The following is a 15,418-nucleotide window of genomic DNA, read 5'->3' on the forward strand; positions in this document are numbered from 1 at the left end:
TACAAAAAGGCCTTTTATCATTTTTTTAATCACAAAACGTTGCTTTTTTTATTAGTAATGGCAAATTTAAACCATACCGATTAGAAATTGTTTAGTTTAGTAAGGATGTAGTATGTGTTCAGTATTTGGCATTTTAGACATTAAAAGCGATGCAGCCGCATTGCGCCCTATCGCATTAGAGATGTCGAAAAAACTTCGTCACCGTGGCCCAGACTGGTCTGGGATTTACTCTTCAGAGCGTGCTATTTTAGCGCACGAGCGCTTGGCGATTGTTGGTCTAAATAGTGGTGCACAGCCGCTATACAGCCCTGATAAGAAGCTCATCCTTGCCGTCAATGGTGAAATCTACAACCATAAAGAAATTCGTGCTCGTTACGAAGGAAAGTACGAATTTCAAACCGATTCAGACTGTGAAGTCATTCTTGCACTTTACCAAGATATGGGTGCAGATCTCCTTGAAGAACTAAACGGTATTTTCGCTTTTGTGCTCTACGACGAAGAAAAAGATGAGTATTTAGTCGGCCGTGACCATATTGGTATTATCCCTCTTTATCAAGGTCACGATGAGCATGGTAACTACTATGTGGCATCAGAGATGAAGGCTCTTGTTCCAGTATGTAAAACAGTAAGTGAATTTCCTCCTGGTAGCTACTACAGCTCTAAAGATACTCAGCCAACACGTTACTATGTTCGTGACTGGAACGAGTACGCAGCAGTACAAGGTAACAGCACTAGCAAAGAAGAATTGACGGAAGCGCTAGAAGCGGCTGTTAAACGCCAACTAATGACTGACGTGCCTTACGGTGTGCTTCTTTCGGGCGGTCTAGATTCTTCTATTACATCTGCGGTAGCAAAACGCTTTGCAGCGATGCGTATTGAAGATGATGAAAAGTCTGAAGCTTGGTGGCCTCAACTGCACTCTTTTGCGGTTGGCCTAGAAGGCGCGCCTGACCTGAAAGCAGCTCGTGAAGTTGCCGACCAAATTGGTACCGTTCACCACGAAATGACGTACACGATTCAAGAAGGTTTGGACGCGATTCGTGACGTGATTTACCACATTGAAACGTATGACGTGACGACTATCCGCGCATCAACACCTATGTTCTTAATGGGTCGTAAGATCAAAGCGATGGGTATCAAGATGGTATTGTCTGGTGAGGGCGCTGACGAAATCTTTGGTGGCTACCTTTACTTCCACAAGGCGCCAAACGCGAAAGAGTTCCACGAGGAGACAGTGCGTAAACTGCTTGCTCTGAACATGTTCGACTGTGCTCGTGCTAACAAGTCGCTGGCAGCATGGGGAGTTGAAGGACGCGTACCTTTCCTAGATAAAGAATTCATAGATGTAGCAATGCGCTTGAACCCAGCAGACAAGATGTGTGGCAACGGTAAAATGGAGAAACACATCCTTCGTGAGTGCTTCGAGCACTACCTGCCAGAATCGATCGCATGGCGTCAAAAAGAGCAATTCTCTGATGGCGTTGGCTACAGCTGGATCGATACGCTGAAAGAAGTCGCGGAACAGAAAGTGACAGACCAGCAGATGGAAACAGCTCAATATCGATTCCCATACAACACGCCAACGACAAAAGAAGGCTACGTGTACCGTGAAATCTTTGAAGAGTTATTCCCACTTCCATCAGCAGCAGAGTGTGTACCAGGAGGCCCTTCAGTAGCGTGTTCTTCAGCGAAGGCGATTGAATGGGATGAATCGTTCCAAAACTGTGTTGACCCATCAGGTCGTGCAGTACAGACCGTTCACAACGACTCATACTAATTCTCTACGATAAAGATAAGGGTCGGTTCGTCCAACCCTTTTAAAACAGACAGAAAATTAGATACGATCAAAAAGAGGTGCTTTGCACCTCTTTTTATGTTTGATGGAATTAGGCTATTTTAAATCTAAATCACTATTGTCTATGCTGACAGGCACACGCTTGGTGATCATCTGAACTAGCATAATTGAGCGTTTCTCACCATCTTGTTCTTGGAAGATGGCATCTATGCCCGCAAATTGACCGCTTTTAACTCTAATTTGATCGCCTGGTTTTGGCATACATTCAGAAACGGTATTGTCATTACAACACTTTTCTAGCTGCATCAATTCGAAGACCAAGTCACCTTGAACTTCTTTCGGTTGAGCACCAAAACGCACAAAGTCAACAACACCTCGAGTAGAGCGGACTGAGGTGAAGTTTGGCCCTTGCTCATAATCAAAGTAAGCGAATACGTAACAAGGAAACAGCGGTTCCTCGACTTTTTGTCTTTTACCGCGCAAAATCTTCTCAACTTCTACAGTTGGATAAAAGCACTCTACACCTTGATTTTCAAGGTGTTGTTTCGCCCTAACCTGCTCCCCACGTTTACAATAAAGTAGATACCAACGTTTCATCTTTTTACTAGCCAATTCTATTTTGTTTTTATCCTAGCATTAAGCCAAAGTTGAGTCATTGATATTCAGTTTATCTATAAAAGTATGATTATACATCGCTCGCATTAACGACATTTTTCAGTAACTTACGATAAAGAAGTCCATAGGCAAAAATGGAAATTAAGTTTGTAACACAACCAATACACCATCATATAATCTGCAAATCCAATCAAAAACAGCCACTTAACAAACAAAAATAGTTGAATGGCAAAATTTTATTATTTGTCACTCGTTGAATTGCATTGTATACGTAGAAGTCGTTAAAAAATGTAATAACTATTATTAGAAGAGCTTATGTCAAACCAACATCAATATTTTGGTCATCCACGTGGCCTGTTCTTATTGTTCGGTACAGAACTGTGGGAACGCTTTTCTTACTACGCAATGCGTGCCATTCTCGTGCTTTACCTCACCGATACAACAATGAACGGCGGCCTTGGCTGGTCAACCAAAGACGCATTAGACCTATACGGCATATACACAGGGCTTGTGTATATCACGCCTCTTATTGGTGGTTACCTAGCAGATAACTATTTAGGTCAACGTCGCTCAATTTTGCTTGGTGGCGCGTTAATGGCCATCGGCCAGTTTACTCTTGCACTTCCTGCTGATGCTTTAGGTATTGGTTCGCTACACAGTTTCTATTTAGGTCTTGGCCTACTTATCACTGGTAACGGTCTCTTTAAGCCAAATATCTCAACCATGGTTGGCGACCTTTATCAAGAAGGTGACAACCGTCGTGACGGCGCATTCACTATCTTTTATATGGGTATCAACTTAGGTGCATTACTTGCCGGCGTCGTTTCTGGCTCTGTGACAACCTCTTACGGTTGGAAAGCAGGCTTTGTTGCCGCTGGTGTGGGTATGCTGGTTAGCCTAGTGATGCAAATGGTACTGGCTCAATCATGGCTTGGTGATATTGGTCGCGAACCAGCGGCGAAACGAGATCTAAACAACAAAAACGCCACCACGAAGCAGCCACTCACCAAAGAAGAAGTGAATCGACTAAAAGTAATTCTGGTCATGAGCTTATTCACTATTGTCTTCTGGGCAGGCTTTGAACAAGCTGGTGGTCTGATGAACATCTACACTCAACAATATACTGATCGCATGATTGGTGGTTTCGAAGTTCCTGCTGCGTGGTTCCAATCACTAAACCCATTTTTCATTATTACTCTAGCGCCAGTTCTGGCTGTCCTTTGGGTAAAATTGGGTAAACGTGAACCTACTTCGCCAGTGAAGTTTGCGATGGCACTATTTTTCTTGGCGATTGGTTTCCTTTGTATGGTTGGCGCAGTGCTAGAACAAGGTGGAGATACAACAGTAAAAACATCGATGTTATGGTTGGTCGGCGCTTTCTTCTTCCACACATTAGGCGAGCTGTGTTTATCACCAATTGGTCTTTCATTGGTGACTAAATTAGCACCGCTTCGCTTAGCTTCACTTATGATGGGTGCATGGTTTGGCTGTAATGCGATTGCTAACTATGTTGCGGGCTATGTGGGCTCTCACGTAGGCGAGTTAGGCGCTATGGCTATCTTTAGTGGTATTGCGGTCAGTGCAACCGTAAGTGGCGTAATTTTGCTCCTATTCTCTAATACACTCGTTCGCTGGATGCATGGCGCTGAAAATACGCACAGCACGGCAGAGCAAGTAGAAGAGCAGCAAGTACAAGTTGCTTGATCGCTCAACTAAACGTAGAAAGGGTCGCTATTGCGACCCTTTTTTGTATCTAAAGTTTAGATTGAACTAACTCAACCATCATCTCGATATGAAGTGCACTGTCGTTCAAACAAGGGATGTAGGTAAAGTTTTCACCACCTGCTTCAAGGAAAATCTCTTTACACTCTTCCGAGATCTCTTCCAACGTCTCTAAACAATCTGACGAAAATGCAGGGGTCACAACATTAATATTTTTCACACCCTTTGCAGGAAGTGCCTCTAGGGTCTTATCGGTATAAGGTTGAAGCCACTCTTCTCTCCCAAATCGGGACTGATACGTCATGCCAATTTGTTGTTCGCTTAAACCTAACGCTTCCCCAAGCAAGCGAGTCGTCTCTTCACAATGCTGTGGGTAAACATCACCATTGTCAGCATAGCGTTTTGGAATACCATGATAAGAACACAGCAGGTAATCTCCTTGACCATTCTTTTGCCAATGTTCACGAACTGAGTGCGCTAACGCTTCAATATATTTTGGGTGATTGTAATAATCACGAATAAAGATAAAGCCTGGCATCACAGGCAGGTTCTTAAATGCTTTAGTGATTCCGTCAGAAACCGCTGCCGTTGTTGTGCCCGAGTATTGCGGATACAAAGGTAAAACAATGACTTCATCAACGCCTTGCGCCAATAGGGCTTCAAAGCCTGATTGCAAACTTGGGTTACCATACGTCATACCAAGCTCTACAGGTATATCAAGCTTTTGTGCCAACTTTTCCGTTTGGCGTTTAGAGTACACCATCAACGGCGAGCCCTCTTCCATCCATACTGATTGATAGAGTTTGGCAACTTTAGGAGCTCGGATAGGAAGGATAACGCCGTGCAATAGTGGACACCAAAGCCATCGAGTCATGTCTACCACTCGGTGATCATGAAGAAACTGACTTAAAAAGCGCTTTACGGCAGGAGCGGTTGGTGCGTCAGGAGTTCCCAGGTTAACTAGGAGTACACCCTGTTTATTATTCTCTTTCATAACATCCTATTCATGGTAAACGGCTTGGTTCATATATTTAAGTAACCTCGAAGTAACGAATAGCCGAGCTGAAGTTAATTAGATATATGTTTACGAGTAAACTAAAAAAAGCGACCACTTGGGCCGCTTTCAATATATCAAAATATTAAATTTTTGACTTCAGCAAATTAAGATAGTGCTTTCTCGATATCCGCACTAACTTCAGCTACTTGCTTAGTACCATCAAACTTAAGGTACTTAGTCTTTCCTGCTTCAGCTTCTTTGCCGTAGTAGTTGATTAGCGGTGCAGTTTGCTCGTGGTAAACACCTAGACGAGCACGTACTGTTTCTTCTTTGTCGTCATCACGAACAACAAGATCTTCACCAGTTACATCATCTTTACCTTCCACTTTAGGCGGGTTGTAAACCACGTGGTAAGTACGACCAGAAGGAAGGTGAGCACGACGACCAGCCATACGCTCAACAATCACATCGTCTGCAACGTCAAATTCGATAACGTAGTCTACGTCTACGCCCATTTCTTTTAGGCCGTCAGCTTGAGGGATAGTACGTGGGAAACCATCTAGTAGGAAACCGTTTGCACAGTCTTCTTGAGCGATGCGCTCTTTGATAAGACCAAGGATGATTTCATCAGAAACTAGCTGACCAGCGTCAATAACAGCTTTAGCTTGTTTACCAAGCTCTGTACCTGCTTTGATAGCAGCACGAAGCATATCACCAGTAGAGATTTGTGGAATACCGTATTTTTCCATGATGAAGTTTGCTTGTGTGCCTTTACCTGCACCTGGAGCACCTAGAAGAATGATGCGCATGATTTATCCTCTTTAATATTTAAGATTTATACCGAAGCTCACAATAGCTGACCTCTTAGACATCAAACCTGAGAAGCACCTGCAACGATAAGTTTCGGTATAACGTATATAGGCGAGCAAAAATACACGCCTTATTACTCACATTCAAGTCGCAGATTCTATCACAGGTTCTCTGAGCAAAGAGTGTATTAAGACTAAAGAATGTTAACAGTACCCTCTTTCACGCCCTATTGATTATTAACTCAGCACTTGAGATGCAAAATTTTGCGACAACAAACAAAAAGCTCGCGAAATGCGAGCTTTTTGATTTGCAGAGGTTATTACACCTTAGTCAAAAGTTGATTAACGGCTCCTAAGAACTCTGTTGGATCCTCAATAGAGCCTCGCTCCGCTAGCATTGCCTGACCAAGCAGAACTTCAACCCAGCGACCAAACGCTTCTTCATCGGCTTCGTCAGCCATACGCTTAACCAATTCGTGCTCAGGGTTTAGCTCAAAGATGTATTTCACTTCCGGCACAGCTTGACCAGCTGCCGCAAGAAGCTTCGCCATTTGAGTGCCCATTTCGTAATCGTCCGTTACCACAACAGCAGGCGTAGATGCGAGTTTGAAGGTCGTACGAACTTCTTTCACACGATCGCCTAGGTAAGACTTCGTGCGCTCTACAACCGACTTGAACTCTTCTTCGGTTTCTTTTTGCTTCTCTTTTTCTGCTTCATCTTCAAACTGACTTAGATCAAGCCCAGCTTTAGTGATTGACTGGAACTGTTTACCATCAAACTCAGTTAAGTAGTTCATCAGCCACTCATCAATGCGGTCGTACATCAAAATAACTTCAATGCCTTTCGCTTTGAACTGTTCTAAGTGAGGGCTGTTTTTCGCAGCTGCATAGCTGTCTGCCGTCAAGTAGTAGATCTTATCTTGACCTTCTTTCATGCGCTCAACGTAAGACGCCAAGCCCACAGTTTGCTCTGAAGAGTCCACTTCAGTTGAAGCAAAGCGCAATAAACCTGCAACTTTCTCTTTGTTAGCAAAGTCCTCCGCAGGGCCCTCTTTCATCACAAGACCAAACTCTTTCCAGAATGATTGGTATTTCTCTTCGTCATTCTTGGCCATACGCTCGAGCATCGTTAGCACGCGCTTAGTACAAGCATTACGTAGAGACTGAGTCACTTTATTGTCTTGTAAAATCTCACGCGATACGTTTAGCGGTAAATCGTTTGAGTCTATTAAACCACGTACGAAGCGTAAGTATGACGGCATAAATTGCTCTGCATCGTCCATAATGAATACGCGCTGTACGTACAGTTTCAAGCCTGATTTGTGGTCGCGGTTCATCATATCCCAAGGTGCTTTCGATGGGATGTATAGTAAGCTCGTGTAGTCGTTTTTACCTTCTACACGGTTATGACTCCAGACCAATGGATCGGCAAAGTCATGTGATACGTGCTTGTAGAACTCTTGATACTCTTCTTCTGAAATATCAGATTTGTTACGCGTCCACAGTGCTTGGGCTTTGTTGATTTGCTCCCACTTTTTCTCATCTGTTTCCTTGCCTTCGTCATCACGAACGACAGTTTGGATTGAAACAGGAATGCCGATGTGATCAGAGTACTTACTGATAACGTCACGTAGACGCCACTCATTCAAAAACTCTTTACCCTCTTCACGCATATGAAGAATGATGTCGGTACCACGTGACTCTTTGGTAATGTTTTCGATGGTGTACTCACCTTCACCCGCTGAGTGCCATTGTACCGCTTCATCAGCGGCTAGACCCGCAGCGCGAGTGCGCACGGTAACGGCGTCAGCAACGATAAATGCCGAGTAGAAACCAACACCAAACTGACCAATAAGCTGAGAGTCTTTGCTCTGCTCTTCAGATAGCTTTGAGAAAAACTCAGCTGTACCAGATTTTGCGATTGTTCCTAAGTGCTCAATCACATCATCACGGCTCATACCGATACCGTTATCAGAAATGGTTAAGGTATTTGCGCTTTCATCAAACGACAGTTTCACGCAAAGGTCTGCATTACCTTCGTATAGATCTGGGTTAGATAACGCCTGAAAGCGCAGTTTGTCTGATGCATCTGATGCGTTAGAGATCAGCTCGCGCAAAAAGATCTCTTTATTTGAATAAAGAGAATGGATCATTAAATGCAGTAGTTGTTTTACTTCTGATTGAAAACCACGAGTTTCTTTATTTTGAGATACGGTTTCGCTCATGTGTGCTCCATAACATCTAAACTAATTGGCTTTTTCATAGGGACAAGTTTGTGACTTTCCCCTTGAAATCACCTTACCGAGATGTCATTTAACATGTGGCTGACAAATGTAAATTCAAGGTCAATATTGCTAAAAACGGTGTTTTTTTAGAAAATTTTAATTATCCTACCCGTCTAAAAGCATCTAAAATGTCGTGCGCACTCCAAGCGCCCCGGTAATTTTGTGACATAAATCACCATAATTACAACATCATCCATCTAAGAAGAACTAAATGACTAACATTGGCACCAAATTTCTACTTGCTCAAAGGTTCACCTTTGATCCAAATAGTAATTCGCTCGCTGACCAACAAAACGGCAACGACGTTGTACGATTAGGAAGCAACGAAAGCCGTATACTTCTGATGTTGGCAGAGAGACCAAACGAAGTTTTAACCCGTAACGAGCTTCACGAGTTTGTTTGGCGTGAGCAAGGTTTTGAGGTGGATGACTCAAGCCTGACTCAAGCGATTTCTACTCTGCGTAAGATGTTGAAGGATTCAACAAAATCTCCAGAGTTTGTTAAAACGGTACCTAAACGTGGCTACCAACTCATTTGTTCAGTGGAACGCTTGAGCCCATTTTCTACTGACTCTAACACTGACGTTGAAGAAACCGCTTCTGAACAAGAAGTGCCAGCAGTGGAGTTAGAAGCGAGCGATACACCACCAACAGAGATAGTGACCGATACTACTGCTGATCTTGAGCCTCAAGTAGAGCCGACTAAAACTCAGCCGAAGCCAGCATCTAACACGATTAACTGGCTACCGCGTGTCATTATCTTTTTGTCTCTGCTGCTTCCTGTTTGCGTATTGTTATTCACGAACCCTGCGGAATCCCAATTCCGTCAGATTGGTGAGTATCAAAATGTACCAGTGATGACACCTGTAAATCACCCTCAAATCAACAACTGGTTGCCCTCAATAGAGCAATGCATTGAGCGCTACGTGAAGCACCATGCAGAAGACTCGTTGCCAGTGGAAGTGATTGCCACTGGCGGACAAAATAACCAGCTGATTCTGAACTACATTCATGACAGTAACCACTCTTACGAGAACGTAACACTGCGTATTTTCGCAGGTCAAAACGATCCAACAGACATCTGCAAATAAAGGAGGCCAATATGAAGATTAAATTAGCATCTGCGGTTTTGGCCGTATCCGTTCTTTTCAGTAGTTGGTTGTATTGGGGAAGTGACCTAAAAGTGGAGCAGCTCCTCACAGCAAACGAATGGCAGTCGACCATGGTGACAGTCATTACAGACAGCTTGCCTGACGATACTGTCGGCCCACTACGCCGAGTTAATGTTGAATCAAACGTGAAATATCTCCCTAATGGTGACTATATTCGCGTAGCAAATATCAAACTATTCGCTCAAGGTTCAACCGCAGAATCAACGATAAATATCTCGGAAAAAGGCCGCTGGGAAGTAAGTGACAACTATTTGTTGGTCTCGCCTTCGGAGTTTAAAGATATTTCATCTTCTCAATCAAAAGACTTTTCCGAAGCACAGCTACGTTTGATTACTCAAATTTTTAAGCTAGATGCGGAGCAAAGTCGTCGTATTGACGTCGTGAACGAAAAAACACTATTGCTCACTAGCTTGAACCACGGTTCTTCGGTACTGTTTAAAAACTAATTTTGATTGGATGATAAGGGGGCAAGACGCCCCCTTTGTTTTGCTTATGGATTGGCTAGATACCCTTACCCTTTTTTTCGGTTCACTAATCGCCAACACGCTGGCTTCACTTTCTGGTGGCGGAGCAGGCTTGCTTCAATTCCCTTTACTCATCTTTCTCGGCTTACCGTTCTCCGTTGCGCTAGGCACACATAAGGTGGCTTCGGTTGCTTTAGGCTTAGGCGCAGCAAGCACGCATTTAAGATCAGGCACTATTAAATGGAAAGTCGCGCTCTACCTTATCTTGTCCGGTAGTATTGGCGTGATTTTAGGGGCTAACTTAATTGTACAGATCCCTGATGGTATCGCGGAAAAGATGCTCGGCACGATGATCCTAGCGCTAGGTATCTACTCGCGATTTAAGACATCGCTAGGCCAAGCTGAAGTAATACGTAACCGTCATCCTATCGGTTGGGTTATTGGTGGAATTGGCTTACTGTTTATCGGCATCATTAACGGATCTCTTACCGCAGGTTCTGGTTTGCTCGTGACACTATTTTTGGTGCGCTGGTTTGGTTACGACTACAAACAAGCCGTTGCTTACACCATGATTTGTGTCGGCCTGTTTTGGAATGGCATTGGAGGCATTGCCGTCGTACAGGCAGGGGCGCCTATTCACTGGGCTTGGTTACCTGTTTTATTGTTAAGCTCTTTTCTAGGCGGCAGTTTAGGCGCATGGGCCGCGACTCGATACAGTAACAGAGTGATTAAAGTTGCATTCGAAATTCTCACGTTTGCGGTGGGCATCAAGTTGCTGGTTTAAAAAGATTAAAAGGAAAGTTTCATGGATAAAGCAATCATTGATATTTATTACTGCCGCCAGTGCAACTGGATGTTGCGTTCAACTTGGCTATCGCAAGAATTACTGCATACTTTTAGCGAAGAAATAGAAACAATCAGCTTACACCCGGACACAGGTGGTCGCTTCGAAATTTTCTGTAATGGCCAGCAAATTTGGGAACGGAAAAAAGACAGCGGCTTTCCTGAAGCCAAGGTGCTAAAACAGCGCGTTAGAGACATTATCGACCCAGAACGCGATTTAGGACATTCAGACACAAAATAGGGAGCAATTCGCTCCCTATTTTTTTACTTAGTAAAACCGTTAAATCATGGTTTGTGCTAATACTTCGCCTTCTGGCGTTTTTACCGTTAGCTTATTGTCTTCTAGAGTACCAAAGCTTCTCGGTAAGCCATTACGTGGGAATGTCATCGAGCCTGGGTTGAATATAATGGCTCCATCTTGCATCTCTGCGACGGGAACATGTGTATGCCCGTGGGCGATGATATCACCTTCGCGCAGTGGCGGCCGTTTTTCAGAGTTGTACAAGTGACCATGAGTCAAAAAGATTCTCTTGCCAGATTCAAGTAGCACCCATGAGTAATCCATCATCATTGGAAACTTCAATAGCATTTGGTCCACTTCACTATCACAGTTGCCACGTACAGAAATAATTTGATCACTGTATTGGTTCAATAAGTCTGCTACCTGTGGAGGGTTGTAGCCTTCCGGAATAGGGTTTCGCGGCCCATGGTTTAGCGTATCTCCTAGCAAAATCAGGTGGTGCGCACCAGAGGCCAAAAATAGATCAATGGTTTCTTTAGTTGCTGGCAAAGAGCCATGCAGGTCTGAGGCAAAAAATAGTTTCACGACATCGTCTCCTCAAAAAGTATGAGGTCATTCTACGGCATTTTTTTAGCAGCTCAACCTACGACGGTTTGAATACTACTGATAGCGCAATGATTCAATGACCATAGGCAAAACATAGAACCATGCTGCATACGCTGTTCCAACCAACACCAGTATCCAAAACACCATCGACATAAATTTTGATTTGGCTAGATGGTGCAGCGGATCGGGCTCTCCGCATCCTGGACATGCATGAGCGCGTTTTGAGATTTGTTTCTCACACACGGGGCAAGAGACTAAAGGCATGATACAGATTCCTCGACATTAGGCTTAGGGCGCAAAGAATAATGGTGAATCAACACATATGCAACCTAACATATATTAAATATTTTAGTTCTTTGTAACAGTCGCTGACTTGAGAAAAAATTCGTTGATTTTTCATTTATATCAACCTATTACACTTCTTCTCGCACCATACCATTGATGACAATATTGTTATAACTCACCATCCCAATGACCTCGCCACTTTCAATGACCGGCGCTCTGCTTATGCCAAATCGCTCAAACAAACGTGCACAATATTTTACGTTCATATCTGGTTCGACACACAAAGCGGGCTTGGTCATGATTTCATAAATATTTGTGCGCTGAGGAGAACGATTATTCGCCAGCACCTTTTTGGCGATATCATTCATCAACACGATGCCATATTCATCATTATCATCTCGCTTTTTCACCACCAGCGCTTTGACTTGGTATTTTTTCGCTAGCGTTATGCCTTCGTATACGGTCATCAGTCCATCAACCATCACATACGTTGCCGCCATAACATCTCGAACTCTAATTATCGTTTGATCACTCATAATTCATCCTCAACTACTTTGGTCAATGTCTCGACTTGATGCGCGACACCGACTGCATCTTCAATATCGATCTGAATAGCAATCCCCTGTCCCGACTCTCTGTCAAATTCACCAACCTCATTAATGGTTTCTAATATGTGTCGAGAGAGATGTTCCTCGACCACAAACAGCAGCACATCTTTTTGCACTTCTAGCGTTAAACCAAAAAACGTTCGCTTTTGATTTAAACCTTGCCCGCGAGCATTGTTAATCACTGTAGCACCGGTCGCACCAGCATCGCGTGCAGCGTCCAACACCTTGTCTGTTTTGCTGTCTTCAACAAACGCAAGTATCAATTTAAAGCGCATTTTCTTCTTCCTCCGAGACGTTTTTATTCAGCCACTGGGTTATTTGCGCATAGCCCATCACAGAGATCATAGGAAATAGACTGGCAAACGCGATCAAGCCAAAGCCATCAATCATTGGGTTTCTTCCAGGGACGGTCGAAGCAAGCCCTAACCCTAATGCAGTTACAAGTGGGACAGTGACAGTAGAAGTTGTTACGCCTCCAGAATCGTAGGCGAGTGGAACAATAAGCTTGGGAGCGTAAAACGTTTGAATCACAACGACGATGTAACCCGCGATGATGTAATAATGAATGGGATCGCCCACGACAATCCGGTAACTCCCTAATGCAATACCAATTGCCACCCCAAACGCAACGGCTACGCGCAAGCCGTTAATACTGATACTGCCTCCAGAGACTTGGTTTGCTTTTATCGCTACAGCGATTAAAGAAGGCTCTGCAATCGTGGTACTAAAGCCTATAAAAAAGGCGAAGGTGTAAACCCAATAATAGTCGACCCACATTAAGGCTTTCCCTACAGATACTTTGAACTCTTGTAAAAACTCCGGCGCCGTTAATTGCACAGCCATCGTCTCCCCAAGTGGAAACAACGCCATTTCTAATCCAAGTAAAAAAAGAGCTAGCCCGAAAATCACATAAACGAACCCAAGCAAAACTTTCTTAAGGTTGCTAACAGGACGCCTTAACACCGCTAACTGAAAACCAAAAATAATGCTGGCGATGGGAACGACGTCTCGAACGGTCGATAATAAAGTGTCTAGGAAATGATCAATTGAAATCATGTTACGACCATTCCGTAAACCATCACAAACATCATCGGTAACAGCGAGGCAAAAGCGATTAAACCAAAGCCATCCACCATAGGGTTACGCCCTTTAATAGAAGACGCTAAACCGACGCCCAGTGCAGTGACCAGAGGTACTGTTATGGTGGACGTGGTTACACCTCCGGAATCGTAAGCGACACCAATAATGGCTTCAGGTGCAAACCACGTCAGTATTACAACGCCTACATAGCCACCAATGATCATGTAATGAATCGGCCACCCTTTTAAGATACGCAAAACGCCGATAACGATGGCTATCCCCACTGAGAGAGCTACTGTTACTCGAAGTCCTTCTCCGTAATCCTGCATGGACTGCTCTGAGTTAGCGATCATTCCGCCCTCTGCCGCAACTTCTGAGGCTTCTTCCGCTACCGCGGTTAATGCAGGTTCAGCTATCGTGGTGCCAAACCCCAAACAAAACGCAAAGACTAATAACCAAAACACGCTGCCTTTTTTTGCAAAGGCTTGAGCCATACTCTCTCCGATAGGAAAAAGACCAAGTTCTAGGCCAAAGATAAAAAAGGTTAATCCTAAAATGACAAGCAACAAGCCAAAAAGAATGGAGACCAGGTTGGGCAGCGGCTCTTGCAAAACGACTAATTGGAAAAAAGTGATAACAATGATGATGGGTAATAAGTCACGAGCACTATTGAGGAGCGCTCGAAAAAGCGCAACAAATGCTTCCATGCCTCTCCTCCTTGATTTTGCAAATTGATTACGCTCGTTCCAATGAGCGATAACTTCTAGTCTGGCATAGATTTCACTCTTCTACCGTGAATGCACTAGCGCCATCTATAACATTTAGTTACATATTTTCTAATATGTGAAGTTAATAGTATCTCTGCCAGCTTGTCACTATCCCAGAAATAATGGTGTTGAGATGATCAAGCTAAGCACAAAGCGACTATAATGTTCTAATACGTGTACATTCAAAGAGATAACATGAAGATATTACTCACAGGTGGCACTGGGTTTATTGGCTCGGAGTTGCTCAAGCTGCTATCAACTCACCAGGTTATGCTACTTACACGCTCTCCAGAGCGAGCAAAACAACGCCTACAGCATGCTGATCTGGGTAATATCGAATACCTTGACTCGTTCGAGTCGTTCGCCGATCTCAATCACGTTGATGCCGTCATTAATCTTGCAGGTGAGCCTATTGCGGATAAAAGATGGACCAGCGAGCAAAAAGAAAAAATCTGCAAAAGTCGTTGGAAAATTACCGAACAAATTGTTGAGCTGATCCACGCTAGTACCGAACCTCCCTCTGTTTTTATTAGTGGCTCGGCAGTTGGCTACTATGGTGATCAACAAGACCATCCGTTTGATGAGTGCTTACATGTTAATAGCGACGACTTTCCTCACGAGGTTTGTGCAAAGTGGGAGCAAATAGCCAAGCGCGCAGAGTCGGAGCAAACTCGGGTTTGTCTAATGAGAACTGGCGTGGTACTCGGCCTTAATGGTGGTGCGTTGGCAAAGATGCTATTACCTTACAAGCTTGGCGTAGGCGGCCCACTTGGGAACGGTAATCAGTACATGCCTTGGATTCACATCCTAGATATGGTCCGCGCCATCATGTACTTGCTTGAAACACCACATGCCCACGGTGCATTCAATATGTGCGCCCCCCATCCTGTGACTAATCGTATATTCAGCGGCACACTAGCTAAAACGCTAAAACGTCCGCATATCTTGTTCACGCCTAAATGGGCGATGGAACTCCTAATGGGAGAATCTTCCTGCTTATTGTTTGATAGCATGAGAGCCAAACCCAAAAAACTCACCGAACTGGGCTTTAAATTTAGCTACTCCAGAATAGAGCCAGCACTCAAGCACTTGCTTCATGACCGGAGCTGATGAATGATGGCTCTAATCAA

17 protein-coding genes are annotated in these 15,418 nt (G+C 44.0%); 7 read left to right on the plus strand and 10 right to left on the minus strand.

Going from position 1 to position 15,418, the window contains the following annotated elements; genetic code table 11:
* The first annotated feature begins 112 nt into the window (after nt 1-112).
* The gene (asnB, locus tag R7035_RS13900; protein ID WP_005382100.1) at nt 113-1,777 is read left to right on the plus strand and encodes an asparagine synthase B; all 1,665 of its coding nucleotides are present in this window, start codon (nt 113-115) and stop codon (nt 1,775-1,777) included.
* Between the two features lie 114 nt (nt 1,778-1,891).
* On the opposite strand, the gene rfaH is transcribed toward asnB, so the two are convergent.
* Nucleotides 1,892-2,392, minus strand: a complete 501-nt coding sequence (gene rfaH / locus R7035_RS13905) for a transcription/translation regulatory transformer protein RfaH (RefSeq protein WP_005382098.1) — start codon at nt 2,390-2,392, stop codon at nt 1,892-1,894.
* Between the two features lie 333 nt (nt 2,393-2,725).
* Between rfaH and R7035_RS13910 the strand changes: the two genes are divergently transcribed.
* Complete coding sequence (locus tag R7035_RS13910; protein WP_005382097.1) at nt 2,726-4,114, plus strand: peptide MFS transporter; 1,389 nt, start codon at nt 2,726-2,728, stop codon at nt 4,112-4,114.
* A 49-nt stretch (nt 4,115-4,163) separates the two neighbouring features.
* On the opposite strand, the gene hemH is transcribed toward R7035_RS13910, so the two are convergent.
* The 3 genes from hemH to htpG form a co-directional block, all read right to left on the minus strand.
* Entirely contained in the window at nt 4,164-5,126 is a 963-nt protein-coding gene (gene hemH / locus R7035_RS13915) for a ferrochelatase (RefSeq protein WP_053307522.1), read from the minus strand.
* A 167-nt stretch (nt 5,127-5,293) separates the two neighbouring features.
* Nucleotides 5,294-5,938: an adenylate kinase gene (gene adk / locus R7035_RS13920; protein ID WP_005382094.1), complete on the minus strand. Its 645-nt coding sequence runs from the start codon at nt 5,936-5,938 to the stop codon at nt 5,294-5,296.
* Between the two features lie 320 nt (nt 5,939-6,258).
* Nucleotides 6,259-8,163 carry a molecular chaperone HtpG gene (htpG, locus tag R7035_RS13925; protein WP_017819957.1) on the minus strand — a complete coding sequence of 635 codons (1,905 nt, stop codon included), beginning with the start codon at nt 8,161-8,163 and terminating at the stop codon, nt 6,259-6,261.
* 271 nt (nt 8,164-8,434) lie between these two features.
* Here htpG and R7035_RS13930 point away from each other — a divergent pair, with 271 nt between their 5' ends.
* From R7035_RS13930 to R7035_RS13945, 4 genes are read left to right on the plus strand one after another with little or no spacing between them, the layout of a single operon-like run.
* On the plus strand, nt 8,435-9,313 hold the full coding sequence (locus R7035_RS13930; protein WP_033906920.1) for a transcriptional regulator: 879 nt from the start codon (nt 8,435-8,437) through the stop codon (nt 9,311-9,313).
* An 11-nt stretch (nt 9,314-9,324) separates the two neighbouring features.
* Nucleotides 9,325-9,840: a transmembrane regulator ToxS gene (toxS, locus tag R7035_RS13935; RefSeq protein WP_005382091.1), complete on the plus strand. Its 516-nt coding sequence runs from the start codon at nt 9,325-9,327 to the stop codon at nt 9,838-9,840.
* Nucleotides 9,841-9,886: 46 nt separating this feature from the next.
* Nucleotides 9,887-10,642, plus strand: coding sequence for a sulfite exporter TauE/SafE family protein (locus tag R7035_RS13940; protein WP_033906922.1), 756 nt, complete (start codon nt 9,887-9,889; stop codon nt 10,640-10,642).
* Between the two features lie 21 nt (nt 10,643-10,663).
* Nucleotides 10,664-10,942 carry a SelT/SelW/SelH family protein gene (locus R7035_RS13945; protein ID WP_005382088.1) on the plus strand — a complete coding sequence of 93 codons (279 nt, stop codon included), beginning with the start codon at nt 10,664-10,666 and terminating at the stop codon, nt 10,940-10,942.
* A 39-nt stretch (nt 10,943-10,981) separates the two neighbouring features.
* Here the strand turns inward: R7035_RS13945 and yfcE are convergent, their stop codons facing one another.
* The 6 genes from yfcE to R7035_RS13975 form a co-directional block, all read right to left on the minus strand.
* Entirely contained in the window at nt 10,982-11,527 is a 546-nt protein-coding gene (gene yfcE, locus R7035_RS13950; RefSeq protein ID WP_005389637.1) for a phosphodiesterase, read from the minus strand.
* A gap of 75 nt (nt 11,528-11,602) precedes the next feature.
* The gene (locus tag R7035_RS13955) at nt 11,603-11,812 is read right to left on the minus strand and encodes a hypothetical protein (protein ID WP_005382086.1); all 210 of its coding nucleotides are present in this window, start codon (nt 11,810-11,812) and stop codon (nt 11,603-11,605) included.
* Nucleotides 11,813-11,961: 149 nt separating this feature from the next.
* Complete coding sequence (locus R7035_RS13960; RefSeq protein WP_005382085.1) at nt 11,962-12,369, minus strand: CBS domain-containing protein; 408 nt, start codon at nt 12,367-12,369, stop codon at nt 11,962-11,964.
* Nucleotides 12,366-12,716, minus strand: coding sequence for a P-II family nitrogen regulator (locus R7035_RS13965; protein WP_005382084.1), 351 nt, complete (start codon nt 12,714-12,716; stop codon nt 12,366-12,368). Before R7035_RS13965 ends, R7035_RS13960 begins: the two co-directional genes overlap by 4 nt.
* Nucleotides 12,706-13,497: a DUF1538 domain-containing protein gene (locus R7035_RS13970; RefSeq protein WP_005382078.1), complete on the minus strand. Its 792-nt coding sequence runs from the start codon at nt 13,495-13,497 to the stop codon at nt 12,706-12,708. Before R7035_RS13970 ends, R7035_RS13965 begins: the two co-directional genes overlap by 11 nt.
* Nucleotides 13,494-14,228 carry a DUF1538 domain-containing protein gene (locus R7035_RS13975; RefSeq protein ID WP_064376309.1) on the minus strand — a complete coding sequence of 245 codons (735 nt, stop codon included), beginning with the start codon at nt 14,226-14,228 and terminating at the stop codon, nt 13,494-13,496. Before R7035_RS13975 ends, R7035_RS13970 begins: the two co-directional genes overlap by 4 nt.
* Nucleotides 14,229-14,483: 255 nt before the next feature.
* On the opposite strand from R7035_RS13975, the gene R7035_RS13980 reads away from it, so the two are divergent.
* Nucleotides 14,484-15,398: a TIGR01777 family oxidoreductase gene (locus R7035_RS13980; protein WP_064376310.1), complete on the plus strand. Its 915-nt coding sequence runs from the start codon at nt 14,484-14,486 to the stop codon at nt 15,396-15,398.
* Nucleotides 15,399-15,418: the final 20 nt, after the last annotated feature.

Origin of the sequence: Vibrio sp. 1731 (genome assembly GCF_033339955.1) — a bacterium.
GTDB lineage: Bacteria > Pseudomonadota > Gammaproteobacteria > Enterobacterales > Vibrionaceae > Vibrio > Vibrio alginolyticus.

What these genes read in the sequence shown, in the direction of transcription:
- rfaH (WP_005382098.1), bottom strand. Translation starts at nt 2,392, where the DNA reads ATGAAACGTTGGTATCTACTTTATTGTAAACGTGGGGAGCAGGTTAGG.
- R7035_RS13980 (WP_064376310.1), top strand. Translation starts at nt 14,484, where the DNA reads ATGAAGATATTACTCACAGGTGGCACTGGGTTTATTGGCTCGGAGTTG.
- R7035_RS13940 (WP_033906922.1), top strand. Translation starts at nt 9,887, where the DNA reads ATGGATTGGCTAGATACCCTTACCCTTTTTTTCGGTTCACTAATCGCC.
- R7035_RS13960 (WP_005382085.1), bottom strand. Translation starts at nt 12,369, where the DNA reads ATGAGTGATCAAACGATAATTAGAGTTCGAGATGTTATGGCGGCAACG.
- adk (WP_005382094.1), bottom strand. Translation starts at nt 5,938, where the DNA reads ATGCGCATCATTCTTCTAGGTGCTCCAGGTGCAGGTAAAGGCACACAA.
- R7035_RS13975 (WP_064376309.1), bottom strand. Translation starts at nt 14,228, where the DNA reads ATGGAAGCATTTGTTGCGCTTTTTCGAGCGCTCCTCAATAGTGCTCGT.
- hemH (WP_053307522.1), bottom strand. Translation starts at nt 5,126, where the DNA reads ATGAAAGAGAATAATAAACAGGGTGTACTCCTAGTTAACCTGGGAACT.
- R7035_RS13930 (WP_033906920.1), top strand. Translation starts at nt 8,435, where the DNA reads ATGACTAACATTGGCACCAAATTTCTACTTGCTCAAAGGTTCACCTTT.
- htpG (WP_017819957.1), bottom strand. Translation starts at nt 8,163, where the DNA reads ATGAGCGAAACCGTATCTCAAAATAAAGAAACTCGTGGTTTTCAATCA.
- toxS (WP_005382091.1), top strand. Translation starts at nt 9,325, where the DNA reads ATGAAGATTAAATTAGCATCTGCGGTTTTGGCCGTATCCGTTCTTTTC.
- R7035_RS13910 (WP_005382097.1), top strand. Translation starts at nt 2,726, where the DNA reads ATGTCAAACCAACATCAATATTTTGGTCATCCACGTGGCCTGTTCTTA.
- R7035_RS13970 (WP_005382078.1), bottom strand. Translation starts at nt 13,497, where the DNA reads ATGATTTCAATTGATCATTTCCTAGACACTTTATTATCGACCGTTCGA.
- R7035_RS13955 (WP_005382086.1), bottom strand. Translation starts at nt 11,812, where the DNA reads ATGCCTTTAGTCTCTTGCCCCGTGTGTGAGAAACAAATCTCAAAACGC.
- asnB (WP_005382100.1), top strand. Translation starts at nt 113, where the DNA reads ATGTGTTCAGTATTTGGCATTTTAGACATTAAAAGCGATGCAGCCGCA.
- R7035_RS13965 (WP_005382084.1), bottom strand. Translation starts at nt 12,716, where the DNA reads ATGCGCTTTAAATTGATACTTGCGTTTGTTGAAGACAGCAAAACAGAC.
- R7035_RS13945 (WP_005382088.1), top strand. Translation starts at nt 10,664, where the DNA reads ATGGATAAAGCAATCATTGATATTTATTACTGCCGCCAGTGCAACTGG.